Source organism: Streptomyces sp. MZ04 (assembly GCF_004684775.1).
Taxonomy (GTDB): domain Bacteria; phylum Actinomycetota; class Actinomycetes; order Streptomycetales; family Streptomycetaceae; genus Streptomyces.
In genome coordinates this window covers 1-24534 of sequence record NZ_SRIC01000108.1, presented here as the reverse complement: position 1 = coordinate 24534, position 24534 = coordinate 1, and the positions used below count along the sequence as shown (strand labels likewise).

Annotated in this window: 19 protein-coding genes and 4 pseudogenes; 17 read left to right on the top strand and 6 right to left on the bottom strand. The window is 71.1% G+C overall.

From position 1 onward, the window contains the following. Nucleotides 1–141 precede the first annotated feature (141 nt). The 3 genes and pseudogenes from E2651_RS22315 to E2651_RS22305 form a co-directional block, all read left to right on the top strand. On the top strand, nucleotides 142–2427 hold the full coding sequence (locus E2651_RS22315; protein ID WP_135332966.1) for an MMPL family transporter: 2286 nt from the start codon (nucleotides 142–144) through the stop codon (nucleotides 2425–2427). 101 nt (nucleotides 2428–2528) lie between these two features. After that, a pseudogene (locus E2651_RS22310) lies at nucleotides 2529–2858 on the top strand (hypothetical protein); the annotation flags it as partial. Between the two features lie 101 nt (nucleotides 2859–2959). Next, nucleotides 2960–3286 (top strand): annotated as a pseudogene (locus tag E2651_RS22305) (hypothetical protein); the annotation flags it as partial. A gap of 6 nt (nucleotides 3287–3292) precedes the next feature. Here the strand turns inward: E2651_RS22305 and E2651_RS22300 are convergent. Next, nucleotides 3293–3634: an SsgA family sporulation/cell division regulator gene (locus tag E2651_RS22300; protein WP_135332965.1), complete on the bottom strand. Its 342-nt coding sequence runs from the start codon at nucleotides 3632–3634 to the stop codon at nucleotides 3293–3295. A gap of 223 nt (nucleotides 3635–3857) precedes the next feature. On the opposite strand from E2651_RS22300, the gene E2651_RS22295 reads away from it, so the two are divergent. From E2651_RS22295 to E2651_RS22265, 7 genes and pseudogenes are all read left to right on the top strand, one after another. Then, entirely contained in the window at nucleotides 3858–4922 is a 1065-nt protein-coding gene (locus E2651_RS22295; protein ID WP_135332964.1) for an energy-coupling factor ABC transporter permease, read from the top strand. A 1-nt stretch (nucleotide 4923) separates the two neighbouring features. Continuing rightward, on the top strand, nucleotides 4924–5685 hold the full coding sequence (cbiQ, locus tag E2651_RS22290; protein WP_135332963.1) for a cobalt ECF transporter T component CbiQ: 762 nt from the start codon (nucleotides 4924–4926) through the stop codon (nucleotides 5683–5685). Then, nucleotides 5673–6509: an ABC transporter ATP-binding protein gene (locus E2651_RS22285; RefSeq protein WP_245239081.1), complete on the top strand. Its 837-nt coding sequence runs from the start codon at nucleotides 5673–5675 to the stop codon at nucleotides 6507–6509. The genes cbiQ and E2651_RS22285 overlap by 13 nt, the downstream gene beginning before the upstream one ends. Then, nucleotides 6506–6837 (top strand): annotated as a pseudogene (locus E2651_RS45970) (hypothetical protein); the annotation flags it as partial. The gene E2651_RS22285 and the pseudogene E2651_RS45970, both read left to right, overlap by 4 nt. Nucleotides 6838–6839: 2 nt before the next feature. After that, nucleotides 6840–7094 (top strand): annotated as a pseudogene (locus tag E2651_RS22275) (Ohr family peroxiredoxin); the annotation flags it as partial. A 53-nt stretch (nucleotides 7095–7147) separates the two neighbouring features. Further along, on the top strand, nucleotides 7148–8344 hold the full coding sequence (locus E2651_RS22270) for a serine hydrolase domain-containing protein (RefSeq protein WP_135332968.1): 1197 nt from the start codon (nucleotides 7148–7150) through the stop codon (nucleotides 8342–8344). Between the two features lie 437 nt (nucleotides 8345–8781). Continuing rightward, nucleotides 8782–9729, top strand: coding sequence for a zinc-binding dehydrogenase (locus tag E2651_RS22265; protein WP_245239080.1), 948 nt, complete (start codon nucleotides 8782–8784; stop codon nucleotides 9727–9729). A 570-nt stretch (nucleotides 9730–10299) separates the two neighbouring features. On the opposite strand, the gene E2651_RS22260 is transcribed toward E2651_RS22265, so the two are convergent. The 5 genes from E2651_RS22260 to E2651_RS22240 form a co-directional block, all read right to left on the bottom strand. Next, the gene (locus E2651_RS22260; RefSeq protein ID WP_135332960.1) at nucleotides 10300–11151 is read right to left on the bottom strand and encodes a DMT family transporter; all 852 of its coding nucleotides are present in this window, start codon (nucleotides 11149–11151) and stop codon (nucleotides 10300–10302) included. Beyond that, entirely contained in the window at nucleotides 11148–11645 is a 498-nt protein-coding gene (locus tag E2651_RS22255) for a YbaK/EbsC family protein (RefSeq protein WP_135332959.1), read from the bottom strand. Before E2651_RS22255 ends, E2651_RS22260 begins: the two co-directional genes overlap by 4 nt. Nucleotides 11646–11731: 86 nt before the next feature. Continuing rightward, nucleotides 11732–13381, bottom strand: coding sequence for a penicillin-binding transpeptidase domain-containing protein (locus E2651_RS22250; RefSeq protein ID WP_135332967.1), 1650 nt, complete (start codon nucleotides 13379–13381; stop codon nucleotides 11732–11734). Nucleotides 13382–13570: 189 nt separating this feature from the next. Then, nucleotides 13571–15205 (bottom strand): penicillin-binding transpeptidase domain-containing protein, encoded by a 1635-nt coding sequence (locus E2651_RS22245; RefSeq protein ID WP_135332958.1) that lies wholly within the window; start codon nucleotides 15203–15205, stop codon nucleotides 13571–13573. A gap of 140 nt (nucleotides 15206–15345) precedes the next feature. Beyond that, nucleotides 15346–17100: a phospholipid carrier-dependent glycosyltransferase gene (locus tag E2651_RS22240; protein WP_135332957.1), complete on the bottom strand. Its 1755-nt coding sequence runs from the start codon at nucleotides 17098–17100 to the stop codon at nucleotides 15346–15348. A 62-nt stretch (nucleotides 17101–17162) separates the two neighbouring features. Between E2651_RS22240 and rsmI the strand changes: the two genes are divergently transcribed. The 7 genes from rsmI (at nucleotide 17163) to E2651_RS22205 (ending at nucleotide 24296) form a co-directional block, all read left to right on the top strand. Next, nucleotides 17163–18059, top strand: coding sequence for a 16S rRNA (cytidine(1402)-2'-O)-methyltransferase (gene rsmI / locus E2651_RS22235; RefSeq protein WP_135332956.1), 897 nt, complete (start codon nucleotides 17163–17165; stop codon nucleotides 18057–18059). Between the two features lie 194 nt (nucleotides 18060–18253). Beyond that, a complete protein-coding gene (locus E2651_RS22230; protein WP_135332955.1) occupies nucleotides 18254–18703 on the top strand; it encodes a hypothetical protein in 450 nt (149 codons plus the stop codon). Nucleotides 18704–18744: 41 nt separating this feature from the next. Beyond that, nucleotides 18745–19638, top strand: coding sequence for a TatD family hydrolase (locus tag E2651_RS22225; protein WP_135332954.1), 894 nt, complete (start codon nucleotides 18745–18747; stop codon nucleotides 19636–19638). Between the two features lie 140 nt (nucleotides 19639–19778). Then, nucleotides 19779–21044 carry a ubiquitin-like domain-containing protein gene (locus E2651_RS22220; RefSeq protein WP_348541660.1) on the top strand — a complete coding sequence of 422 codons (1266 nt, stop codon included), beginning with the start codon at nucleotides 19779–19781 and terminating at the stop codon, nucleotides 21042–21044. A 41-nt stretch (nucleotides 21045–21085) separates the two neighbouring features. Further along, complete coding sequence (gene rsmA, locus E2651_RS22215; protein WP_135332952.1) at nucleotides 21086–21955, top strand: 16S rRNA (adenine(1518)-N(6)/adenine(1519)-N(6))-dimethyltransferase RsmA; 870 nt, start codon at nucleotides 21086–21088, stop codon at nucleotides 21953–21955. Next, complete coding sequence (locus E2651_RS22210; protein WP_135332951.1) at nucleotides 21952–22839, top strand: 4-(cytidine 5'-diphospho)-2-C-methyl-D-erythritol kinase; 888 nt, start codon at nucleotides 21952–21954, stop codon at nucleotides 22837–22839. The genes rsmA and E2651_RS22210 overlap by 4 nt, the downstream gene beginning before the upstream one ends. A gap of 68 nt (nucleotides 22840–22907) precedes the next feature. Then, on the top strand, nucleotides 22908–24296 hold the full coding sequence (locus E2651_RS22205; RefSeq protein WP_135332950.1) for an acyltransferase: 1389 nt from the start codon (nucleotides 22908–22910) through the stop codon (nucleotides 24294–24296). Nucleotides 24297–24534: the final 238 nt, after the last annotated feature.

The following is a 24534-nucleotide window of genomic DNA, read 5'->3' as shown; positions in this document are numbered from 1 at the left end:
CCGCACAAGCACAAGCCCACCCCCTTCCTGCTTCCTGACGCGACCTCCCCCATTGCCTTAAGGGCATGGGAGGTGCCCCCTACGTCGTCGGGCCGATCCCCCCTGCCCTGCTGACCCCACGACTGACCGGGAGTACGCCTCGTGGCCACGTTCCTCTACAAACTCGGCCGACTCGCCTTCAGGCGACGGCACTTCGTCGCCCTGATCTGGGTGGCGCTCCTGACCCTCGCCGGAGTCGGCGCCGCGTCCGCGCCCACCGCCGCCTCCAGTTCCTTCTCCATCCCCGGCACGGAGGCGCAGAAGGCCTTCGACCTGCTCGACGAGCGGGTGCCCGAGGCCGGCGCCGACGGCGCGAGCGCCCGGGTCGTCTTCAAGGCGCCGGACGGCGAGAAGGTCACCGACCCGGCCAACAAGGCCGAGGTCCAGAAGACCGTCGCCGCCCTCAAGTCCGGCTCGGACGAGGTCGCTTCGGCCGCCGATCCGTTCCAGGCCAAGACGGTCAGCAAGGACGGCTCCACGGCGTACTCGTCCGTCTCGTACAAGGTCACCTCGATGGAGCTGACCGACGAGAGCCGCGACGCGCTGGAGCAGACCACCGACGACGCCCGCGCGTCCGGGCTCACGGTCGAGGTCGGCGGCGACGCGCTGCAGGCGATGCCCGAGACCGGGGCCACCGAGATCATCGGCATCGCGGTCGCGGCCGTCGTCCTCGTCATCACCTTCGGCTCGCTGGTCGCGGCGGGGCTTCCGCTGCTCACCGCGCTGATCGGCGTGGGCATCGGCGTCTCCTCGATCACCGCGCTCGCCAACGCGCTCGACCTGGGTACGACCACGTCGACGCTGGCCATGATGATCGGCCTCGCGGTCGGCATCGACTACGCGCTCTTCATCGTCTCCCGTTATCGCGGCGAACTCGCCGACGGGCGGGACCGCGAGGAGGCCGCGGGACGTGCCGTGGGGACGGCTGGTTCGGCCGTGGTCTTCGCCGGGCTCACCGTGGTCATCGCGCTGGTCGGCCTCGCCGTCGTCAACATCCCGATGCTGACCAAGATGGGCTTCGCGGCGGCCGGCACGGTGGTCATCGCCGTCCTCATCGCGCTCACCCTGATCCCGGCGCTGCTCGGGTACGCGGGCAGGAAGGTCAAGCCGACGGGCGAGAAGAGCAGGCTGCTCGGCGGCGGCAAGAAGAAGGCCGCCGATCCGGAGAAGGCCGCCGATCCGGAGAAGGCGGCCGATCCGGAGAAGGCGGCCGCCGCCCCGGCGAAGGAGCCGAAGGCCAACCTCGGCACCCGCTGGGCCCGCTTCGTCACGCGCCGCCCGCTGGCCGTGCTGCTCGTCGGCATCATCGGCCTGGGCGCCGCCGCGCTCCCGGTCTCCTCGCTCGAACTGGGCCTCCCGGACGACGGCTCGCAGCCGACGTCCACGACCCAGCGCAAGGCGTACGACCTGGTCTCCGACGGATTCGGCCCCGGCTTCAACGGCCCGCTGATGACGGTCGCCGACCTCAAGGGCGCCGACGACCCGAAGGCCGCGGCCCAGCAGATCACCAAGAAGATCTCCGGCCTCGACGACGTCCTCACCGTCGCGCCCCCCGTGATCAACAAGGCGGGCGACACGGCGATCATCAGCGTCGTCCCGTCCTCGAAGCCGAGCGGCAGCGAGACCGAGGGCCTCGTGCACTCGATCCGCGACGCGGGCGGCGAGATCAGGTCCGACACGGGCGCAAGCGTCATGGTCACGGGCACGACGGCCATGAACATCGACGTGTCCCAGAAGCTGAACGACGCCCTGCTGCCCTACCTGGCACTGGTCGTGGGCCTCGCCTTCCTCCTTCTGATCGTCGTCTTCCGCTCGATCCTGGTCCCGCTCAAGGCGGCCCTCGGCTTCCTGCTCTCGGTCCTCGCGGCCCTGGGCGCGGTCGTCGCGGTCTTCCAGTGGGGCTGGCTCGGCTCGCTCTTCGGCGTGGAGCAGACGGGCCCGATCATGTCGATGATGCCGATCTTCATGGTGGGGGTCGTCTTCGGCCTCGCGATGGACTACGAGGTCTTCCTCGTGACCCGCATGCGAGAGGCGTACGTCCACGGGGAGCGCCCCGGCGAGGCGATCGTGACGGGCTTCCGCCACGGCGCGAGGGTGGTCTCGGCGGCCGCCGTCATCATGATCGCCGTCTTCGCGGGCTTCATCGGCTCCAGCGAGCAGATGGTGAAGATGATCGGCTTCGGTCTGGCGATCGCGGTCTTCTTCGACGCGTTCATCGTGCGCATGGCGCTGGTCCCGGCCGTCCTCGCGCTGCTGGGCAGGAAGGCGTGGTGGCTGCCGAGGTGGCTGGACCGGGCGCTGCCGAATGTGGATGTCGAGGGTGAGGGGCTGCGCGACGTGGAGGCTGCGGGCGATCCCGACGCGGACCGGGAGCCGGCCCGAGTCTGAGACCGCTCAGTGCGGGACGGGGGTGGCGGGGAGCGCAGAAGGGCGCGCGCTCGTCGCCCCCGTCGGGCTTTCGGGCGTCATCTGGTCGTGACCGGCTTCCGGCGCGGGTGGTCTCGGCGGCGGCCGTCATCGTGATCGCCGTCTTCGCGCTGGGGGTCCGGGGGCGTCCCCCGGGAAAACACAGCATCGGCTCCAGCGAGCAGATGGTGAAGATGATCGGCTTCGGTCTCGCGATCGCGGTCTTCTTCGACGCGTTCATCGTGCGCATGGCGCTGGTCCCGGCCGTCCTCGCGCTGCTGGGCAGGAAGGCGTGGTGGCTGCCGAGGTGGCTGGACCGGGCGCTGCCGAATGTGGATGTCGAGGGTGAGGGGCTGCGCGACGTGGAGGCTGCGGGCGATCCCGACGCGGACCGGGAGCCGGCCCGAGTCTGAGACCGCTCAGTGCGGGACGGGGGTGGCGGGGAGCGCAGAAGGGCGCGCGCTCGTCGCCCCCGTCGGGCTTTCGGGCGTCATCTGGTCGTGACCGGCTTCCGGCGCGGGTGGTCTCGGCGGCGGCCGTCATCGTGATCGCCGTCTTCGCGCTGGGGGTCCGGGGGCGTCCCCCGGGAAAACACAGCATCGGCTCCAGCGAGCAGATGGTGAAGATGATCGGCTTCGGTCTGGCGATCGCGGTCTTCTTCGACGCGTTCATCGTGCGCATGGCGCTGGTCCCGGCCGTCCTCGCGCTGCTGGGCAGGAAGGCGTGGTGGCTGCCGAGGTGGCTGGACCGGGCGCTGCCGAATGTGGATGTCGAGGGTGAGGGGCTGCGCGACGTGGCGGACAAGGCCGCGGAGGGCGACCGGGAGCTCGCCCGCGTCTGACCCCGCTCAGTGCGGGACGGGGGTGGCGGCGTGGGTGCGGCGGAGGAAGCGGACCATCACCGCCGAGTCGAACTGCACGACCTCCACCCCCTCCCGCGAGTGGAACTCCACGACCACTTGCACCCGGCCGCAGGGCCAGACGCGTACGTCGCCCTCGGTGACCGGGGCCAGCAGGCCCTCTTCGACGAGCCGGCGCTCGAAGGTCCAGGTGTGGCCGCCAGGGAGGTCGATCCGCATCGCGTGCGGGTCGGCCTCCGGGTCGTAGTGGAGGATGGCGGGCACGGCGCGGTGGCCGTCGGCCGAGTCCGTGACGATGTGGGCCCGTGCGTACTGCTCGACTGCGGACATCGTCGGACTCCTTCGCCCTCACCTTTTGCCTGCCTGCCTGTTTTTGCTGTATGCCCTCTAATGTCCCATATTTGGGGGTTTCCGCTCCAGGGGTGGCCGAGATAGTTGGGTAGGCGACGCTCTTGCAAACCATTCGCAAGAGGGCACTATCATTGAACGGTTCACGAGCGATCCGCTCTGTCTTCCGTCCTCCTTTTCCCGTGTCCTGCCCAGGAGCGCCCGTATGCATGTCCCCGACGGATTCATCGACGCCCCCGTCTCCGCGGTCACCGGGGTCGTCGCCGCCGGCGCGGTCGCCGTCAGCCTCAAGGGCGCGCGCCGCGAGCTGGACGAGCGCACCGCCCCGCTCGCGGGCCTCGTGGCGGCGTTCATCTTCGCCGTGCAGATGCTGAACTTCCCCGTGGCCGCCGGCACCAGCGGGCATCTCCTCGGCGGGGCGCTCGCCGCGATACTCGTCGGCCCCTTCACGGGTGTCCTGTGTGTGTCCGTCGTACTCCTCATGCAAGGCGTTCTTTTCGCGGACGGCGGCCTGACCGCGCTCGGCGTGAACATCACGGACATGGCGATCGTCACCACCGTCGTCGCCTATCTCGTCTTCCGGGGCCTGGTGAAGGTGCTCCCGCGCACCCGCCGCTCCGTCACCGTCTCGTCCTTCGTCGCCGCGTTGCTCTCCGTGCCCGCGGCCGCGCTCGCCTTCACGTTCCTCTACGCCCTCGGCGGCACCACCGACGTCTCCATCGGCAAGGTCGCCACCGCCATGATCGGCGTGCACGTCCTCATCGGCATCGGCGAGGCCGCGATCACCGCGCTCACCGTCGGCGCCGTCATCGCCGTCCGCCCCGACCTCGTGTACGGCGCCCGCGGCCTGACCCAGAAGCTCAAGCTGCGGGTGGGCGGCGAGCTGGTCGACGCCGAACCCGCCGCCGTCCCGGTGGCCGCGCGCTCCCACCGCAAGGTCTGGATCGCGGGCCTTGTCACCTCCCTCGTCCTCGCCGGCTTCGTCAGCTTCTACGCCTCCGCGAACCCCGACGGCCTGGAGAAGGTCGCCGCCGACAAGGGCATCGACAAGAGGGCCGAGGAGCACGCCGCCGCCGAATCGCCGCTCGCCGACTACGGCGTCAAGGACATCACCGACGCCCGCCTCTCCGGCGGCCTCGCGGGCGTGATCGGCGTCGGCGGCACGGTCGTCGCGGGCTCGGCGGTCTTCTGGTCCCTGCGCCGCCGTCGTACGACGGACACGGACCCCGCGTCCACCGCCTCCGTCACCTCCGCCTCCGAGAGCGCCTGACATGGGCGCGGGCCACGCCCACCGGCTCTACCGGCACGGCCACTCACCGGTGCACGCGCTGCCGCCGCACACCAAGCTGGCGGCGGTCTTCGCCTTCGTGGTCGTGGTCGTCTCCACGCCGCGCGAGGCGATGTGGGCGTTCGCGCTGTACGCGGTGCTGCTGGGTGTGGTGGCGTACGCGGCCCGTATTCCGGCGGGTTTCCTCCTGAAGCGGCTGCTCATCGAGGTGCCGTTCGTGGCGTTCGCGGTGCTCATGCCGTTCGTGGCGGAGGGCGAGCGCATCGACGTACTCGGCATGTCCCTGAGCGTGAACGGGCTGTGGGGTGCCTGGAACGTGCTCGCCAAGGGCACGCTCGGCGTCGCGGCCTCCGTCATCCTCGCCTCCACCACCGAACTGCGGGAACTCCTGCTCGGCCTCCAGCGCCTGAAGCTGCCGCCGCTGCTCGTCCAGATCGCCTCGTTCATGATCCGGTACGGGGATGTGATCACGGACGAGATGCGCCGCATGAAGATCGCACGCGAGTCGCGCGGCTTCGAGGCGCGGGGCGTACGCCAGTGGGGGGTCCTGGCCAAATCCGCGGGCGCGCTCTTCATCCGCTCGTACGAGAGGGGCGAGCGGGTGCACCTGGCGATGGTCAGCCGGGGGTACGCCGGTTCGATGCCGGTCATCGACGAGGTGACCGCCTCGCGTACGCAGTGGACGTACGCGATGGCCCTTCCGTTCTCCGCACTTGTCGCATGTCTGTTGGGATGGACGCTGTGAGTACTGCCCCTTCTCTCGAGGTCCCTTCTCTCGAGGTCCCTTCTCTCGAGGTCCCTTCTCTCGAGGTCCCTTCTCTCGAGGTCTCCGGCCTCGCCTTCGCCTACCCCGACGGGCATCAGGCGCTCTTCGGCGTCGACATGACCATCGGCCGGGGCGAGCGCGTCGCCCTGCTCGGCCCGAACGGCGCGGGCAAGACGACCCTCGTCCTGCATCTGAACGGCATCCTCACCGGCGGCGCGGGCACGGTCGCCGTCGCGGGACTGCCCGTCGGCAAGAAGCACATGGCGGAGATCCGGCGCCGGGTCGGCATCGTCTTCCAGGACCCGGACGACCAGCTGTTCATGCCGACGGTGCGGGAGGACGTGGCGTTCGGTCCGGCGGCGGCCGGGATGCGCGGCCCGGAGCTCGAGGCCCGCGTACAGAAGGCCCTCTCCCAGGTCGGCATGGCGGAGTTCGCGGACCGCCCGCCGCACCACCTCTCGTTCGGCCAGCGCAGGCGGGTCGCGGTGGCGACGGTCCTCGCGATGGAGCCGGAGATCCTGGTCCTGGACGAGCCCTCCTCCAACCTGGACCCGGCATCGCGCCGCGAACTGGCCGACATCCTGCGGTCGTTGGACGTGACGGTCCTGATGGTGACGCACGATCTTCCGTACGCCCTCGAACTCTGCCCCCGCGCCCTCATCCTCAGCGAGGGCGTGATCGCGGCGGACGGCCCGACCGGTGAACTGCTCGGCGACGACGACCTGATGGGCGCGCACCGCCTGGAACTGCCCTTCGGCTTCGACCCGAAGTCCGTGGCGAAGTCCGTGACAATGGGGGCGTGACGAACCAGGCCCCCGAGGAGACCGGCGCCGCGGCGGCCGCATCGCTGCTCCTCGACGACCAACTGTGCTTCGCGCTGTACGCGGCACAGCGCGCCGTGACGTCCGCGTACCGTCCGGTCCTCGACGAACTGGGCCTCACCTACCCCCAGTACCTGGCACGGCCGTAGCCCGTGACCGCAGGTCAGCACCCTGCTCGGTCACGTGCACAAGGACCGAGCGCTCGTCGTGCGCCGCCCTGCTGGTGCTCTGGGAGCGCGGCGAGATCCCCGTCAAGGAACTCGCCGCCGCGCTGCACCTCGACTACGGGACGGTGTCCCCGCTCCTGAAGACAGCGCCTGCTTCCACAACGCGCTCGTCCTGGTGGGCCGCCGCGCGGGCTACGACCTGACCGGCTCCACCGTCGCCGCGAAGGTCGGCATCGGCTCCAATCAGCAGCAGGGTTACGGCCTCGCGGTCGCGCTCAGCGTCTCGCTGCCGCTGGTCGACCAGGAGCTCGCGGGGCGCCTGGTGGGGGCGGCGCACCAGGTCTGCCCGTACTCGAACGCGACGCGCGGGAACATCGACGTGTCGATCGTGCCGAGCTAGCCGGAATCCGGCGGGCCGCGTCCCTGTTGCATGTACGGATGCGCGTGCAGGTGATGGAGGAGAACGACGTGGCGATCGACGGGACAGTGGCCGAGGGCTTCGTGGCCGAGGGCTTCGAGCCGGTGCGGGACGCCTTCGTACGCAACTTCGCCGAGCTCGGTGAGCAGGGCGCGGCGGTCACGGTCTACCGCGACGGGCGGCCGGTCGTGGACCTCTGGGGCGGCACGAAGGACGTCGACGCCGGAGTACAGGGCGCGCCCTGGGAGAGCGGCACCGCGCAGGTCGTCCGCTCGGCGACGAAGGGCGTCGCGGCCGCCGTCCTGCTCCTGCTCCACCAGCGCGGCGACCTTGACCTGGACGCGCCGGTCGGGTCCTACTGGCCCGAGTTCAAGGCGCACGGCAAGGAGCGGACGCTGGTCCGGCACCTGCTGTCGCACCGGGCGGGGGTGCCGGCCCTCGACCGCCCGCTGACTCCCGCGCAGGCGGCGGATCCCGACGTCGCGCCGGACGCGGTCGCCGCGCAGGCGCCCATGTGGGAGCCGGGGACCGACCACGGCTATCACGCACACACGTACAGCTGGCTGACGGGTGAGCTGGTGCGGCGGGTGACGGGGCGATCGATCGGGGAGTGGGTGGCCGAGGAGATATCGCGACCGCTGGGCCTGGACCTCTGGATAGGCCTCCCCGAAGGGGAAGCGGGCCGGGTGGGCCGGATCGGCCGCATCTCGGCGCCCGCCGCTCCGGGGGGCCTGCGGGTCCGCCCCCGGCGGAACGTGGCCGAGGCGTACGCGGATCCTGAGTCCCTCACCCAGCGGGCGTTCGGCGTGATCGACCCGGCGCCGGACGAGAACGACCCGGCATACCGGGCGGCGGTCCTTCCCGCGTCCAATGGCATAGCCACGGCGCCGTCCCTGGCGCGGTTCTACGCCTCGCTGATCGGTGAAGTCGAGGGTGGGGGGCGGCTGTTCACTCCGGAGACGGTGGCGCTCGCGCGCACGGAGGAGTCCGCGGGGGCGGACCGTGTCCTCGTCGTCAACACCCGCTTCGGCCTCGGCTACATGCTGCATGGCGGGGCGTCGCCGCTGCTGGGTCCCGGTTCGTTCGGTCACCCCGGGCGCGGGGGTGCGCTGGGCTTCGCGGACCCGGAGTCGGGGATTGCCTTCGGGTACGTGACGAACGGGATGAACAAGGGGGTTACAGCGGATCCTCGGGCGCAGGGGCTTGTGCGGGCGGTGAGGGGGCTGGTGTAGGGGCGTTCCTTCCCCGACCCCGCCCCTTCCCGAAGTTCGTAAGTGGGTGATCTGTCCCGCCCATCATCTGACCGGGCGGGACGCGCTCTCACCTGCGTCTCTGGCTACAGAGTGGGGAGTGACCATTCAGCGTGTGAGGGTTATTCACGGGGATCACCAGCCGGTCTCGCAGAAGGCGAGGACGGTGATGGCCTTTCGGTCGTGGCCGCATCTGGCGGCTCAAGGTGGCCGGTGAATCGCTGGCGCCTTGTGCGACCGTCCTACATGCGGCCCTGCCCTCTGGTGCGAACGCATGCTCGGATACCGTCGGCGGTTCGCGAGGCGTGAGGCGTGAGTACAGAGTCCACGTAGCGAGTCGCAGAGGGGAATTGCACGTGCGCGCTTTGATCATGGTTGGACCCGGCGGATCGGAACGGTCAGAGGTCAGGGAGGTTGAGGTGCCCCGGCCCGGACGGGGTGAGGTCACCGTCGATGTCGCCTGCGCCGGGCTGAACTTCATGGACGTCATGGCTCGTCGCGGCGACGCCGGGTACGCATCGGCCTGGCCTTACCGCCCGGGACTCGAAATCGCCGGGACCATTCGCGAACTGGGCGACGGCGTGACGCAGTTCGCAGTCGGGGACCGTGTGGCGGCCGTGACAAGCAGCGGCGGAGGCCTTGCGGAGGTCGCGACGGCACCGGCGAACCTCACCATCGCGGTGCCCGAAGGCGTCCCCGCCGCCACGGCCGCAGCGACCCCGCTGGGCCTGGCCACCGCTCTGCTCCTGCTGTCGGATGCGGGGCGCTTCGCGCCGGACGAGACCGTCCTGGTGCACTCTGCGAGCGGTGGCATCGGCACCGCTGTGGCCAAGCTGGTGCCGCTGCTGGGCGGCGGCCGGTTGATTGGAACGGTCGGTCGCCCCGAGAAGGCCGATGCCGCGCGCAAGGCCGGATACGACGTCGTACTTCCCCGTGGCGAGGCGACGGCCGACTCGTTGCGCGCTGCCAACGGAGGGCAGGGCATCGACGTGGTCCTCGATCCGCTGGGCACCACCGCGCTCGCCCTTGACCTCGATGTCGCGGCCACGGGTGCCCGAGTCGTCCTGTTCGGCAACGCGGGTGGCGGCGCCCTCGACGCCCTGCCACCGGCGGGCCGTCTCATAGGCGGCAACATCTCGGTGACCGGGTTCAGCCACCGGGGCCTGGTCGCGGGCGCACCGCATCGGGTCGCCGCAGCCATCGCGAAGGCGCTCGCCCTTGTCGCGGAAGGAAACCTCGAGGTGCCGGTGACCGAACTCGTAGACCTCGCCGATGTGCCCGCGACGCACGATCTGATGGCGCAGGGACAGGGCGCAGGCAAGTACGTCGTGGGTCTCGGACGTGATGCTTTTCCCGGCAGGAAATAGCGGGGCGCCCTAACCTGCGCGGTAGCCGTGGAGGCTTGGCCATAGAGGGGGTGGGGTGGGGTCGTGGTGGCTGAGGTTCCTTGATCATCAAGGCGGCCCTGCTCGGTAGCCTGGCGCTTGCGAGGACATAAGCATTCCACCGGGACAGGGCCCGTTGAGCTGGAACGTTACGACAGGGCTGGACGACGAGCAGCTCAGCGAGTGGTGGTGCGGGTGCTTGGCGCGCTGCGGGCCGACCCCGAAGCTCCGTCGGCGGAGCGGATGCTGGCGGTGGGGCTGTTCCGGTCGGTAGTGCTGGTGTTGTATCTGCTGCGACAGAATCCGGTCCAGCAGGCCGGCGACCTGGGATACATCGGCTGCGGGATGCTCACCGCACGGCGGAATCCACCCGGTCAGGACCGGTCAACGGCAGTGCGAGCGGCTGCATGTGGTCCACGTCCACCGCGTCGGCGCGTCTGTCAGCCCCGCCGCAGGTATTTCAGCCCGTCCGGCGATTAGCCCGTCCGGCGATTGAGGACGAACTCGGCGGAGCCGGTGCCGCCGGAGGCACAGCCCCAGCCCGCACCTCCCTCACCCCGCGTGCAGCATCAACCCGATCCCCGCCACCATCAACCCCGCCGCCACAAGCCGAGGCGCCCCGAACCGCTCCTTGAAGAACACCGCCCCGATCGCCGCCCCCACGATGATCGACGACTCCCGCAGCGCGGAAATCGGCGCCAGTTCCGCCTTTGTCTGGGCCCAGAGGACCAGGCCGTACGCGGCCACGGACAGTGCCGCCCCCAGCAGGCCGACCCCGGCGAACGGGCGTAGGCGTCCCGGCAGTTCAGCGCGCCAGCGGTACGCCGCGTACACCGGAATCGCGACGCCCTCAAGGATCATCAGCCACGCGATGTAACCCATCGAGGAGCCGGACGCCCGGACGCCGAGGCCGTCCACCACCGTGTACGCCGCGATGGAGACGCCCGTGGCCAGCGCCGCGCCGATCGCCGCCCAGTTGGGCCGGCGCCCCGTGCCGCGGATGCCCCACAGGGCCAGGCCCGTCAGGCCCGCGCACGACACCGCGACCCCCGCCGCCTGCCAGCCGTCCGGGATCTCGCCCGCGAAGACCGCCGCCAGGACGGTCACCACCAGTGGCGCCGTCCCGCGCGCGATCGGGTAGGCCTGGCCGAAGTCGCCCAGCTTGAACGACCGCATCAGGAGGGCCTGGTAGCCGACGTGGATCGCCGCGGAGAGGACGAGATAGGGCCAGGCCCCCGCCGCCGGGATCGCGACGAACGGGGCGAGGAGCAGGCCGATCAGCATCCCGCCGCCGGATATCAGCGTGAAGCCGACCAGCTTGTCCGTGATGTGGTGGGCGATCGCGTTCCAACTGGCGTGTGTGACGGCGGCCAGCAGGACGGCCGCCGCGACCAGCGGGGTCATGCGTCGAGCTCGCGCACGTCCACCAGGGTGCCGTTCGCGTGGTCGACCAAGTCCTTGGGCGCCATGGGGAAGACGGCGTACGGGGTGCCTGCCGCCGCCCACACCACGTCGTGGCCCAGCAATGAACGGTCGGCGAGTACGCGTGTCTTCGTCACGTGGCCGAAGGGCGGTACGCCGCCGATCGAGTAACCCGTGGTCTCCCGGACGATGTCCGCCTTCGCGCGCGTCACCTTCTCCGCGCCCAGCTCCCGGCGCACGAGCTCCAGATCGACGCGTGACGCGCCGTCCATCAGGACCAGGACAGGGACCCCGTCCGCCGCGAAGATCAGCGACTTGCAGATCTGGCTGAGCTCGCAGCCGATCGCCGCTGCGGCCTCCTGCGCGGTACGGGTCTGGTCCGGGAAACGGCGGATGTCACCGACGAGGTCGGCGAGGCCCAGCTCGCTCAGGGCCGCGGCGAAACGGGGGTGGGCGGGGGATTCGGTAGCGCTCATGCCCGGCACGCTAGCGGTCTGTGTACGGGGCACGCGACCGTGTATCCGCATAGCGGACAGCGGGCATTGGATACCGGAGGGAGCGGCTACTGCCCCGCCAAGAACATCGCCCGCACCAGCGGTCCCGCCGAGTCGCCGCCGTGGCCGCCCTCCTGCACCACCGCTCCCGCGGCCAGGTCGCCGCGGTACGCCGTGAACCAGCCGTTCGGCTTCTTCTGGCCGTCGACCTCCGCGGAGCCGGTCTTCGCGCCCATGTCGGAGCCGAGCCCGGACATGGGCTCGACCGCGGTCCCGGCCACCGCCGTGTAGTGCATCAGGTCACGCAGCGCCCCCGCCGTCGCGCCCGACATCTTGCGCGAGGCCGTCGCCGGCGTGCGGTGGTCGACGTCCGGCGAGACCAGGTACGGCTGCTTGAACGTGCCCGACTTCACCGTGGCCGCCACCGACGCCATGTTGAGCGGGTTCATCCGGACCCCGCCCTGGCCGATCAGTGACGCCCCCATCTGCGCGTCGCTCTGCACCGGGATGCCGCCGTCGAAGGACGGGACGCCGATCGACCAGTTGTCACGGCCGAGGCCGAAGACCTCCTGGGCCTGCTTGGTCAGGGAGTCGTTCTGCAGCTCCTTGGCCTGGCTGATGAAAGCCGTGTTGCAGGAACGGGCGAAGCTCGCGCGGAACGTGCCGTCCTTGATCTCGAACTTGTCGTCGTTCTGGAACTTCCAGCCGCCGTACGTCACGTACTTCGGGCACGGATGCTTCTTGTCCACGCCCGCCAGCTTCTTCTCCAGGAGCAGCGAGGACGTGATGACCTTCATCGTCGAGCCGGGGGCCAGCGAGCCCTGGAACGCCGTGTTGAAGCCGCCCGGCTTGGAGTTGGCCGCCGCCAGGATCTCGCCCGTGCTGGGCTTCACCAGGACCACCGAAGCCCGCTCCCGCTTCGCGGTCTCCTTCTCGGCCGTCGACTGGAGCGAGGCGTCGATCGTCGTCTTCAGGGTGCCCGGCGTGCCCGGCGAGAGCGTGAGCAGCGTCTTGTCGGGGGTCGCCTCGGCGTCGTCCTTCGTCGTCGGCGACTTCTCGGCCGACTTCGCGCTGCCCTTGCGTACGACGCGCAGCTCCACGCCCGCGGTGCCGCCCGCCTTGTCGCCGTACTTCTCGCGCAGGGAGTCCAGCACCGTGCCGAGGGAGGGGTACTTCTTCGCCGTCAGCTCCGCGCCGTCCCGGTCGACCGCCTTGATCGGCGGGTCGCCCGCCTCGCCGGTGACCAGGCGGTCGCCGTCCTTCAGCTCGGGGTGGACGACGGAGGGCTGCCAGCCGATCAGTGTCCTGCCGTCGTGCTTTCTTCGTACGACGGTGAGCTCGGAGTCGTAGGAGAAGGGCTTGGTCTTTCCCTCGTACGAGACCGTGGACGTGACCGAGAACGGCAGCTTCGCGCCCGCCCGCCTGCCGGGCGTCAGCTTCACCTTCGTGAGGTGCGAGTCCTTGGCGTACGCGGTGAGCGCGGTCTTCGCCGCCGCCTTGTCGTCCGTGAGCGCGGCGGCACCCGCCGCGTCGCCCTTCTCCCACGCGGCGAGGAAGCCCTGCGTGGTGGCGCGGACCTCGGCGGCCGTCGGCGGGCCCGCGGCCACCGGCTTCTCGTCGACCGTCGGGCCGCCGTCGCCGGACGAGCCGCCGCCGATCAGGCTGTACGCGGCGAAGCCCACCCCGCACACGACCGCGACGGCCGCGCCGCCGAGCACGCCGGGGTGCACCTTGGCGTTCTTCGCGCCGGTGGTACCCGTGATGCTGTTGATGCCCTTGCGCTCGCTGGCGCGCCCTCGCTTGCCCACAAACCCTCCGCAGATTTCCAGAGCCCCCAGAGCCCCCAAGCTCCGCACCGGAAGGCCCCACCCTAGGGGGCTTTCATGAAGCCCCCGACCACGCGTCCCTCAGCTGCCCGCGGCCAGCACCGCCGCCACGATCGGCCCCGCCGTGTCACCGCCGTGGCCGCCCTCCTCGGCCACCGCGGCGGCCGCCACATCGCCCCGGTAGCCGGTGAACCAGCTGTTGGGCTTCGCCTGGCCGTCGACCTCCGCCGATCCCGTCTTCGCTCCGATGTTCCCGCTGAGCTTCGACATGGCCGGGGCGCCGGTGCCGCTGACCGCCGTGCGGTTCATCATCTGGCGCAGCTGCTGGACGGTGGAGGCGGGCAGGCTGCCGGGTGTCCTGGCCAGTTCGCGGTCGTCCATGCCCCGGGCGACGACGACCGGCTGCCGGAAGGTGCCCGTCATCGCCGTCGCCGTGACCGAGGCGAGGTTGAGCGGGTTCAGCTGCACCTGGCCCTGGCCGATCATGTTCGACGCGCGGTCGGGTCCCGGGGAGGCCGGGACCGTGCCGTCGACCGTCCGGACGCCCGCCTTCCAGTCGAGGCCGAGGCCGAAGCGGTTCTGCGCCTCCTCGGTGAGGGACTCGTCGGTGATGCCCTTCTCGTCGGCCAGCTTCACGAACGCGGTGTTGCAGGAGCGCGCGAAGCTGTCCGCCAGGGTCGCGTTCTCGTTCGGGGCCAGGCCCGGCAGGTTCTTGATGGTGTGGCTCTGCCAGGTCGCCGTGTTCGGGCAGGGCGCGGGGCTGCCCGCCTTCGTCACGCCCTTGTCGATCAGCATCGCCGCCGAGACGATCTTCATCGTGGAGCCGGGGGCCATCTTGCCCTCGAGCGCCGCGTTGAACCCGTCGTCGCGGTGGTTGGCGACCGCCAGGATCTCGCCGGAGCTGGGCTGCACGGCGACCACCGACGACTCCGGGTACGCGGCCACCGCCTTCTCGGCCGCCTTCTGCGCGGGCGCGCTCAGCGTCGTCTCCAGCTGTCCCGCCTTGCCCTTGGCGAGGGTGAGGAGGGTCTGGGTGCCCTCCTCCTCGCTCTCGTGCTGGACGTAGAGCTCGACGCCGGGGGTGCCGCCCGCCTCGTCGCCGTACTTCGCCCGCAGCTGGTCGAGGACCGGGCCGAGCGACGGATGGTCCTTCTTGTCCAGGACCTCGCCGTGCCGGTCGACCGCCTCGATGGGCGGCGCGGCGGCCTCGCCGGTGTGCAGGGTGTCGCCCCGCTTCAGGTCGGGGTGGACGACCGACGCGTCCCAGTCGACGAGCGCCCGGCCCGTGGTGACACCCCGGACGACGGTGAGTTCGGATGCGTACGCGAAGGGCTTGGACTTCCCCTCGTACGTGACGGTCGCCTCGACCGAGAACGGCACCTGCGCCCCCGCGGCCTTCCCCGGCGTGAGCTTCACCTTCGTGAGCCGTGCGTCCTCGCGGTAGCCGGTGAGGGCGAGCGAGGCCGCTTCCGCGTTGTTCGTGTAGTGGGAGGCCTCCTCGGCGTCGCCCCTCGCCCACGCGGCGAGGAACTTCTCCGTGGTCTCGCCGACCTCCTTGCCCGTGGGCGGCCCTGCCTTCACGGCCTCGGGGCCGGACGAGGAGGGACCGCTGTCCCCGGTCACGCCGTTCACCAAGTTGTACGCGCCGTATCCGGCGCCCCCGACCATGACGGCGAACACCCCGCCGGCCAAGGCGACCTTTACCCCTCTGCGCATGACGCGCTTCCCCTCCCCAGGAGCCCTTCCGTATCCGAATGAACACGGAAGGTCGTGCGTCCCGAACTTTAGGGGGAGGAGGTGACGGATGAGCGGGCCGTTATCCGAAGGTGTCCAAGGTGCGCCCTACACACATGTCGCTACACCCATGTGTCGAGCAGCATTCTGGACCGCCAGGAATCGATGGGAATCGCCTGGCCCGTGTAAATGGGCCAGAACCAGACGAAGTTCCACAGGATCAGCAGCACCAGGACGCCCGCGCTCGCCGCGCCCACCACCCGCCGCCGTTCACTGGAGCCCGCGGGGCCGATGATCGCGCCGATCATCATCGCCACGGCCAGACAGAGGAACGGCACGAAGACGACGGCGTAGAAGAAGAAGATCGTCCGCTCCTGGTACATGAACCAGGGCAGATAGCCCGCCGCGATCCCGCACACGATCGCCCCGGCCCGCCAGTCCCTGCGGAACGCCCACCGCCACAGGACGTAGAGCAGCGCGAAGCCCGCCGCCCACCACAGCATCGGGGTGCCGAGCGCGAGGACCTCGCGGGCGCACTTCTCGGCGGTGTCGGACGGGCAGCCGTCCTTGCCGGGCAGCGGGGACTCGTAGAAGTACGAGACGGGGCGGCCGTCGACGATCCAGCTCCACGGGTTGGACTGGTAGGTGTGCGGCGACGAGAGCCCCACGTGGAACTCGTACACCGCGTGTTCGTAGTGCCACAGGCTGCGCAGCCAGTCCGGCAGCCACGTCCAGTCCCCGCCCTTGCCGTCCGTCGCCGCCCAGTTGCGGTAGTAGCCGCCGCTGCCGTCGGTCGGGGAGAGGATCCAGCCGAGCCAGGACAGGACGTACGTGCCGAGCGCGACCGGCACCGTCGAGACGAACGCCGGGAACACGTCGCGCTTCAGGACCGCGCGGTAGGGGCGCACGGCCCCGGCGACCCGGCGGCCGCCGACGTCCCACAGGACGGTCATCAAGCAGAAGAAGACCATGATGTACAGGCCGTTCCACTTGGTGCCGAAGGCGAGCCCCAGGCAGAGCCCGGCCGCCCAGCGCCACGGCCGCCACCCCAGGCGCACCGTTTCCGCGACGTACGCGTCGGGACGTACGACACCGTCCGTGCTTTCGGAGTCCGTCGGCAGCGCGGCCGCGAGCCGCTCACGCGCCTTGTCCCGGTCGATCAGGAAGCAGCCGAACGCGGCGAGCACGAAGAACATCAGGACCTGGTCGAGCAGCGCCGTGCGGCTCATCACGAAGTGCAGGCCGTCCACCGCGAGCAGCGCGCCCGCCAGACAGCCCAGGAACGTGGAGCGGAAGAGCCGCCGCCCGATCCGGCACAGCATCAGGACGGACAGGGTGCCGAGCACCGCCGTCATGAAGCGCCAGCCGAACGGATCGAAACCGAACATCCACTCGCCGATGCCGATGACGTACTTGCCGACCGGCGGATGCACGACGTACGCGGCGTCCGTGGGGATCTTGATGCCGCTGCCCTGTGCCAGGACGGAGTCGTTGACCTTCTCGGGCCAGTTGACCTCGAAACCCCGGTGGATCAGCGCCCAGGCGTCCTTGGCGTAGTACGTCTCGTCGAATATCACGGCCTTCGGGCTGCCGAGATGCCAGAACCGCATCACGCCGGCGACCAGCGTGATCAGCAGCGGGCCGATCCAGCCCATCCACTTGACCAGCAGATCCGCCGTCGCCTTCGGCACCCCGAGCGTCACCCACAGCCGTGGACTCGGCTCGGTGTACGCGGGGACGAGGCGGGCCCGCACGTCGTCACTGCCTCTGGGCCGCGCCACATAGCCGAAGCGGCGCAGCCTGCGCTGCCACGACGGCTGCTGCTCCTCGGCTGCCTGGCCCTGGCGGGTGTCCGGGGAAGACGCGGTACTGGTCACCGCGCCATCGTAGGGAACCCGACTGTGTGAGTCCCGCTCCCCGCCCCTGCGAGGATGGATCCGTGACAGGAAGCGCTGATTCCCCCGGAACCCTTGTGCTGGCAGGCACGCCCATCGGCGATGTGGCGGACGCGCCGCCGCGGCTCGCCGCCGAGCTGGAGTCGGCCGACGTCGTCGCCGCCGAGGACACCCGGCGCCTGCGCAGGCTCACCCAGGCGCTCGGCGTGCAGGTGGGCGGGCGTGTCGTCTCGTACTTCGAGGGCAATGAGACCGCCCGTACGCCCGATCTTGTCGAGGCTCTGGTGGGCGGTGCGCGGGTGCTGCTCGTGACGGACGCCGGGATGCCGTCGGTGTCCGACCCCGGCTACCGCCTGGTCGCGGCCGCCGTGGAGCGCGGCATCCGCGTGACCGCCGTGCCGGGTCCGTCCGCCGTGCTCACGGCGCTCGCGCTCTCCGGGCTTCCCGTGGACCGCTTCTGCTTCGAGGGGTTCCTGCCGCGCAAGGCGGGCGAGCGCCTCTCACGCCTGAAGGAGGTCGCCGAGGACCGCAGGACGTTGGTCTACTTCGAGGCGCCGCACCGCATCGACGACACCCTGGCCGCGATGGCCGAGGCGTTCGGCGACGAGCGCAGGGCCGCGGTCTGCCGCGAGCTGACCAAGACGTACGAAGAGGTCAAGCGCGGTTCGCTGAAGGAGCTCGCGGAGTGGGCCGCCGACGGGGTGCGCGGTGAGATCACCGTCGTCGTCGAGGGCGCCCCCGAGAAGAGCCCCGGAGAACTCGGCCCCGACGAGCTGGTGCGCAGGGTGCGGGTGCGCGAGGAGGCGGGGGAGCGGCGCAAGGAGGCGATCGCCGCCGTCGCCGCCGAGGCGGGGGTACCCAAGCGCGATGTCTTCGATGCCGTCGTCGCGGCAAAGAATGCGGCTCAGGGCGCCCCATCAGAGGGCAAAGGACTATCGTGAAAAGCAAAGTGCGGGCCGCGCACCGGGCCTGAAGGCCAATGAAAGGCCAAATCGCCTTCAACGCTCGACAGGTCTGATGCGCTCGCTCCGGGAAAAGCGTCCACTGGTCAAAGGGACGCACCCGTCCCGACGCTGCCGGCCGGGAGGAAAGCCCCGGTCGGACGGCGCTTGTCCAGCGGACAAGAGGAGCTGGCATGAGTGAGATCGCCGACACCGGTCACGACACCACGGCGTCCACCGCGACAACCTCGACACACACCGCTCATGAGTCGTACGCCTTCGCCTGCATGCGCTGCGGGCACGGCTGGGAACAGTCGTACGAGATCGAGCATCATGTCGACGCCAAGGGCAAGGAGTTCGTGCTCTACGTGGCGGACGGCCGGCATGTGCCGTCTCCGCTGACCCGGCCGACCTGCGTGAACTGCGGCGGTCATGTGGTGCGGATCATGCGGGCCGGGCAGGTTTCGTCGGTGCTCGATCTGATGCGGCGCTCCCACGAGCCGAAGGTGTCGGCGCAGAAGGACGCCAAGGACGCTCCCGAGGCGGCCTCCGGGGCGGAGCCGGACGGCGAGACCGAGCCGCACCATCACCACCGGCACCTGTCGGCCCTGCTGCACCCGTTCCACCACCGCAAGGCGGGATGACACCCCGCTTCGTAAGATCGGCCCCTTCGTAGGATCGGGGCATGCCTTCCAAGAACGCCGACGACAACGACGCCAAGAACGCCGCGCCGCCGCTGCCCGAACCGCTGCGGGTGCCGGTCGCCGACTCCCACACCCATCTCGACATGCAGTCGGGCACGGTGGACGAGGGGCTCGCCAAGGCCGCTGCGGTCGGCGTGACGACGGTCGTGCAGGTCGGCTGCGACGTGGCGGGGTCGCGCTGGGCCGCCGAGACGGCCGCCGCGTACGCCGCCGTGCACGCCACGGTCGCCCTGCACCCCAACGAGGCGCCCCGCATCGTGCACGGCGACCCCGACCGCTGGTCGCGGCAGGGCGCGCGCGAGGCGGGCGGTGACGCGGCGCTCGACGCCGCCCTCGCCGAGATCGACCGCCTCGCCGCGCTGGAGCACGTCAAGGGCGTGGGCGAGACCGGCCTCGACTACTTCCGCACCGGGCCCGAGGGCAAGGAGGCCCAGGAGCGGTCCTTCCGCGCCCACATCGAGATCGCCAAGCGGCACGGCAAGGCCCTGGTCATCCACGATCGCGAGGCCCACGCCGATGTGCTGCGCGTCCTGAAAGAGGAGGGCGCCCCCGAGCGCACCGTCTTCCACTGCTACTCCGGCGACGCGGAGATGGCCCAAGTGTGCGCGGAACACGGCTACTTCATGTCCTTCGCCGGCAACATGACCTTCAAGAACGCACAGGGTCTGCGGGACGCCCTGGCCGTCGCCCCGCTGGAACTCGTCCTCGTGGAGACCGACGCCCCCTTCCTGACGCCCGCGCCCTACCGCGGACGGCCTAACGCGCCGTATCTCATTCCGGTCACATTGCGGGCCATGGCCGAGGTGCGGGGCATCGGTGAGGACGCCATGGCCGAGGCGATCTCCGTGAACACCGCGCGCGCCTTTGATTACTGACCGATAACGCCAATAGCCCCATAGTTCAGGGCGGTACGGCGACACTGCGTAGCCGTGGCGCTTTGGAGAGTGACGATCGCTCCGCTAGGTTCTGTCCGCCTCGCCCGATCCGGACCGGAACCGAACCGTGGAGCGTCGTCGTGAGTCATGCGCAGTACGGGACGTCTTACGGGACACCGTCCCCCGCCCCTGCTCCGGAGCCCGGCGAGCACTTCCCCCGGCAGTCCACCGGGCCCGAGCCCGCCGACGCCCCGCGCCCCGTCGGCGGCCGGGCCCAGGCACGGCGGGCCGCGCGGCGCAGGAAGAGCGGCCCGGAGCGGCCCGACTCGCTGCGCAGGCTGCTGCCGCAGGCCCTCGTGGTGGCCTTCCTCGCCGGCGGCACCTCCGCGTTCGTCGCCAACGACAAGGCCGTACAGCTCACCGTCGACGGCAAGGCGCGCACCCTGCACACCTTCGCCGACGACGTGGGCGAGCTGCTCGCGGACGAGGACGTGGACTTCGGCACCCACGACATCGTGGCGCCGACCGCGAACACCGCCCTGGCCAGCGGCGACGAGATCGCCGTCCGCTACGGACGGCCCGTCAAACTCACCCTCGACGGCGAGCGGCGCGAGGTGTGGACGACGGCGCGCACGGTCGACGGCGCGCTGCGCCAGCTCGGCGTGCGCGCGGAGGGCGCCTATCTGTCGGCCTCGCGCAGCAAGCGGATCGACCGGGGCGGCCTCGACCTCGACGTACGGACCGAGCGCACCGTGACGGTCATGGCGGACGGGCGTGAGCGCACCGTCCGCACCAACGCGGCGACCGTGCGCGAGGCGGTCGAGGAGTCCGGCGTCAGCCTGCACGGCCAGGACACCACCTCCGTCGCGCCCGGCAGCTTCCCCCGCGACGGCCAGACGATCACCGTGATGCGGATCTCCGGACGCAAGGAGGTGCGCGAGGAGCCGATCCCCTTCGACGTGCGGCGGGTCCAGGACCCGACGCAGTTCAGCGGTACGGAGGTCGTCGAGCGCCCGGGGCATCAGGGCACCCGGCGGGTCACCTACGCCCTGCGGACCGTCAACGGCGTCAAGCAGAAGCCGCGCCGGGTGAAGTCCGAGGTGGTGCGCGAGCCGCAGACCCGGATCGTGAAGGTCGGCACCAAGCAGCCGCCGGACTCGGTGGCGGGCGCGGACGGCCTGAACTGGGGCGGGCTCGCCCAGTGCGAGTCCGGCGGCCGCCCCAACGCGGTGGACGGCTCCGGCACCTACGGCGGCCTCTACCAGTTCGACACCCAGACCTGGCAGAGCCTCGGCGGTCAGGGGCGCCCGCAGGACGCCCCGGCACAGGAGCAGACGTACCGCGCGAAGAAGCTGTACGTGCAGCGGGGGGCGAGCCCGTGGCCGCATTGCGGGGCGCGGCTGTAGGGCTGAGCGTTCGCCTCCCGGATCCCCCGTAACCTGGTGCGGTGAGCAACACTGAGCCCGGCGCGCTCCTCGGCGCCTCCGACATCCGCGAGCTGGCAGCCGCCCTGGGCGTACGCCCCACCAAGCAGCGCGGCCAGAACTTCGTCATCGACGCCAACACCGTCCGCCGCATCGTCCGCACCGCGGAGGTAGGCCCGCAGGACAACGTCGTCGAGGTCGGCCCCGGGCTCGGCTCCCTGACCCTGGCCCTCCTGGACACGGCCGCGCACGTCACCGCCGTGGAGATCGACGACGTACTCGCGAGCGCCCTGCCCGCCACCATCGAGGCCCGCCTCCCCGCGAAGGCCGCCTCCTTCGCGCTGGTGCACAGCGACGCCATGCTGGTGCGCGAGCTGCCGGGCCCCGCCCCGACCGCACTGGTCGCGAACCTCCCGTACAACGTGGCCGTCCCCGTGCTCCTGCACATGCTCGACACCTTCCCGACCATCGAGCGCACGCTCGTCATGGTGCAGGCCGAAGTTGCCGACCGCCTCGCCGCCGCCCCCGGCTCGAAGGTGTACGGAGTGCCGTCCGTGAAGGCCAACTGGTACGCGGACGTGAAGCGCGCCGGGTCCATCGGCCGCAATGTCTTCTGGCCCGCGCCGAACGTCGACTCCGGGCTCGTCTCGCTGGTGCGGCGGACCGAGCCGGTCAAGACCACCGCCTCCAAGCGCGAGGTGTTCGCCGTCGTCGACGCCGCCTTCGCGCAGCGCAGGAAGACGCTGCGGGCCGCCCTGTCCGGGTGGGCAGGGTCCGCGGCCGCCGCGGAGGCCGCGCTCGTCGCCGCCGGGGTCTCGCCGCAGGCGCGCGGCGAGGCGCTCACCGTGGAGGAGTTCGCGCGCATCGCCGAGCACAAGGAGGCCGGCGCGTGAGCGTGACCGTACGGGTGCCCGCGAAGGTCAACGTCCAGCTCGCGGTGGGTGCCGCACGCGCGGACGGCTTCCACAACCTCGCCAATGTCTTCCTCGCCGTCGGCCTCTACGACGAGGTCACGGTCACGCCCGCGGACGAGCTGCGGGTCACCTGCGAGGGTCCCGGTGCCGATCAAGTGCCCCTGGACCGTACGAACTTGGCCGCGCGGGCGGCGGAACTCCTCGCCGCCCGGTACGGGATCGCGCCCGACGTGCACATCCACATCGCCAAGGACATCCCCGTCGCGGGCGGCATGGCGGGCGGCAGCGCGGACGGCGCGGGCGCGCTCGTGGCGTGCGACGCGCTGTGGGGGACGGGCGCCTCGCGGGGTGAACTCCTCGACATCTGCGCCGAGTTGGGCAGCGACGTGCCGTTCAGCCTGGTGGGCGGGGCGGCGCTCGGGACGGGGCGCGGGGAGAAGCTGGAGCCGCTCGAGGTCGGGGGCGCCTTCCACTGGGTGTTCGCCGTCGCCGACGGAGGGCTCTCGACCCCGGCCGTGTACCGGGAGTTCGACCGGCTGATCCCGGTCGCGCCGGAGCCAGAGGCGTCTCCGGCGCTACTCGACGCGCTGCGCAAGGGCGACGTGGCCGGACTCGCGTCCAGCATGGTCAACGACCTTCAGCCCGCGGCCCTTTCGCTCTTCCCGTCCCTCAAGGACACCCTCGCGGCAGGCACCGCCGCGGGCGCGCTCGCAGCCCTTGTCTCCGGCTCCGGGCCGACGACGGCGTTCCTCGCCGAGGACGCGGACGGGGCACGGCGGGTGGCCGACGCGCTGCTGGCCTCCGGCACGTGCCGGGCGGCGCGGGTGGCGGAGGCGCCGGCGCAGGGCGCAGTGGTGGTGTAGGTACTCAGGCGCGGATCTGAGTACGGGCGCGCTGATGCGGGGCGGTCGCCGCGCGCGACCGTACCCGTATGGGATCAAGCGTTCGCGAACTGGCCGAGAAGACGCCCGCCGGGCGTGACCGGTACATCGACCTGCTGCGGGTCGCCTCGCTCGGCACGGTCGTCATCGGGCACTGGCTGATGGCCGCCGTGACGGTCGGCGACGACGGCAGGACCGAGGTCGGCAACCTTCTCGCCGTGGTGCCGGACCTGCAGATCCTCACCTGGGTGCTGCAGATCATGCCGGTGTTCTTCTTCGTCGGCGGCTTCTCGCACGCGCTCTCGTACCGCTCGCTGAGCCGCAAGGCGCCGGAGCGGGTTTCGGTCTACTCGGCGTTCCTGCGGGCACGGCTGCAGCGCCTGCTCCGGCCGACCATGGTGTTCACAGGAGTGTGGGGCGCGGCCGCGTTGCTGCTCCAACTCATCGGTGAGGGCGGGGCGTTGCTCGACGTGACGCTGCGGCTCGTCGCCCAGCCGCTGTGGTTCATCGGCATCTACCTGGCGATGGTCGCGTTCACCCCGCCGCTGCTGAGACTCCATGAGCGGTACGGGTGGGGCGCGTTCGGCGGGCTCGTGCTCGCCGCGGGTGCGGTGGACGCGGCGCGCTTCGCCTTCGGCGTTCCCTACGTCGAGTTCCTCAACTTCGCCTTCGTCTGGCTCGCGGTGCACCAGCTCGGATTCCTGCGGGCGGACGGGAGGCTGCGGGCGCCGTCCGCCCTGGCGGGAGCGGGCCTGGTGGGCGCCGCCCTCCTGGTGGCCTTCGGCCCGTACCCCCTCTCCATGGTCGGCATGCCCGGCGAGCGCGTCTCGAACATGGCGCCGCCGACCTTCGCCCTGCTCTGCCACGGGATGTGGCTGGTCGGCGCGGTGGAGCTGCTGCGGGGGCCCGCGACGCGGTGGCTCGCGCGGCCCCGGGTGTGGCGGGGCGTGGTGACGGCGAACGGCATCTCGATGACGGCGTTCCTGTGGCACCTCACGGCGATGCTCGGTGTGTACGGGATGCTGCTCGCCCTCGACGTACGCCTCCCCGAGCCCGCGTCGATGGCGTGGTGGGCGCAGGTTCCGCTGCGGATGGCGGCTGCGGGGGTGCTGACCGGGGTCCTGGTCGCCGCGTTCCGCCGCTTCGAACGGCCGGGTGCGGCGGGGGAGTTGAGGCTGACCCCCGGCCCGGCATCGGGCCCGGCGGCCGCCGTGGGCGTCACGCTCTGCCTCTTCGGGGTGCTCGGCCTCTCGATGGTCGGCTTCGGAGGACTCCTGGAAGGACGTACGGCGATGCTGGTCGCGGTGCGGGTGACGGCGCCGGTGGCGGTGGGGATGGCGTTGGCGGGGTGGCTGCTGGTGGAGCGGGCGGGGCGTTCTCTTTCCCCGACCCCGCCCCTTCCCGAACTTTCCGGCTCCGCCGGCCGGGGTGGCCGTTGATCACCGGCTCCGCCGAGTTCGTCCTCAAACGCCGGACGGGCTAAATTTCACAGCACTGATCGCCTAGCCTGATCGCTCGACGGAACCGCGGAACACGCCTTCCGTGCAGCCGAGTTGAGATCGGGGGCGGGGAAATGAACTGCACGCGATGCCAGACGGCACCGCTGGGGCCCGACGGGCGATGCCCGCAGTGCGACGGTGGCGCGGCGCGCAAACCCTGGGAAGCGCCGGACCTGTC

What these genes read in the sequence shown, in the direction of transcription:
- E2651_RS22295 (WP_135332964.1), top strand. Translation starts at nt 3,858, where the DNA reads ATGCATGTCCCCGACGGATTCATCGACGCCCCCGTCTCCGCGGTCACC.
- E2651_RS22225 (WP_135332954.1), top strand. Translation starts at nt 18,745, where the DNA reads ATGCCTTCCAAGAACGCCGACGACAACGACGCCAAGAACGCCGCGCCG.
- E2651_RS22260 (WP_135332960.1), bottom strand. Translation starts at nt 11,151, where the DNA reads ATGACCCCGCTGGTCGCGGCGGCCGTCCTGCTGGCCGCCGTCACACAC.
- E2651_RS22255 (WP_135332959.1), bottom strand. Translation starts at nt 11,645, where the DNA reads ATGAGCGCTACCGAATCCCCCGCCCACCCCCGTTTCGCCGCGGCCCTG.
- E2651_RS22300 (WP_135332965.1), bottom strand. Translation starts at nt 3,634, where the DNA reads ATGTCCGCAGTCGAGCAGTACGCACGGGCCCACATCGTCACGGACTCG.
- E2651_RS22205 (WP_135332950.1), top strand. Translation starts at nt 22,908, where the DNA reads ATGGGATCAAGCGTTCGCGAACTGGCCGAGAAGACGCCCGCCGGGCGT.
- cbiQ (WP_135332963.1), top strand. Translation starts at nt 4,924, where the DNA reads ATGGGCGCGGGCCACGCCCACCGGCTCTACCGGCACGGCCACTCACCG.
- E2651_RS22285 (WP_245239081.1), top strand. Translation starts at nt 5,673, where the DNA reads ATGGACGCTGTGAGTACTGCCCCTTCTCTCGAGGTCCCTTCTCTCGAG.
- E2651_RS22230 (WP_135332955.1), top strand. Translation starts at nt 18,254, where the DNA reads ATGAGTGAGATCGCCGACACCGGTCACGACACCACGGCGTCCACCGCG.
- E2651_RS22270 (WP_135332968.1), top strand. Translation starts at nt 7,148, where the DNA reads ATGGAGGAGAACGACGTGGCGATCGACGGGACAGTGGCCGAGGGCTTC.
- E2651_RS22245 (WP_135332958.1), bottom strand. Translation starts at nt 15,205, where the DNA reads ATGCGCAGAGGGGTAAAGGTCGCCTTGGCCGGCGGGGTGTTCGCCGTC.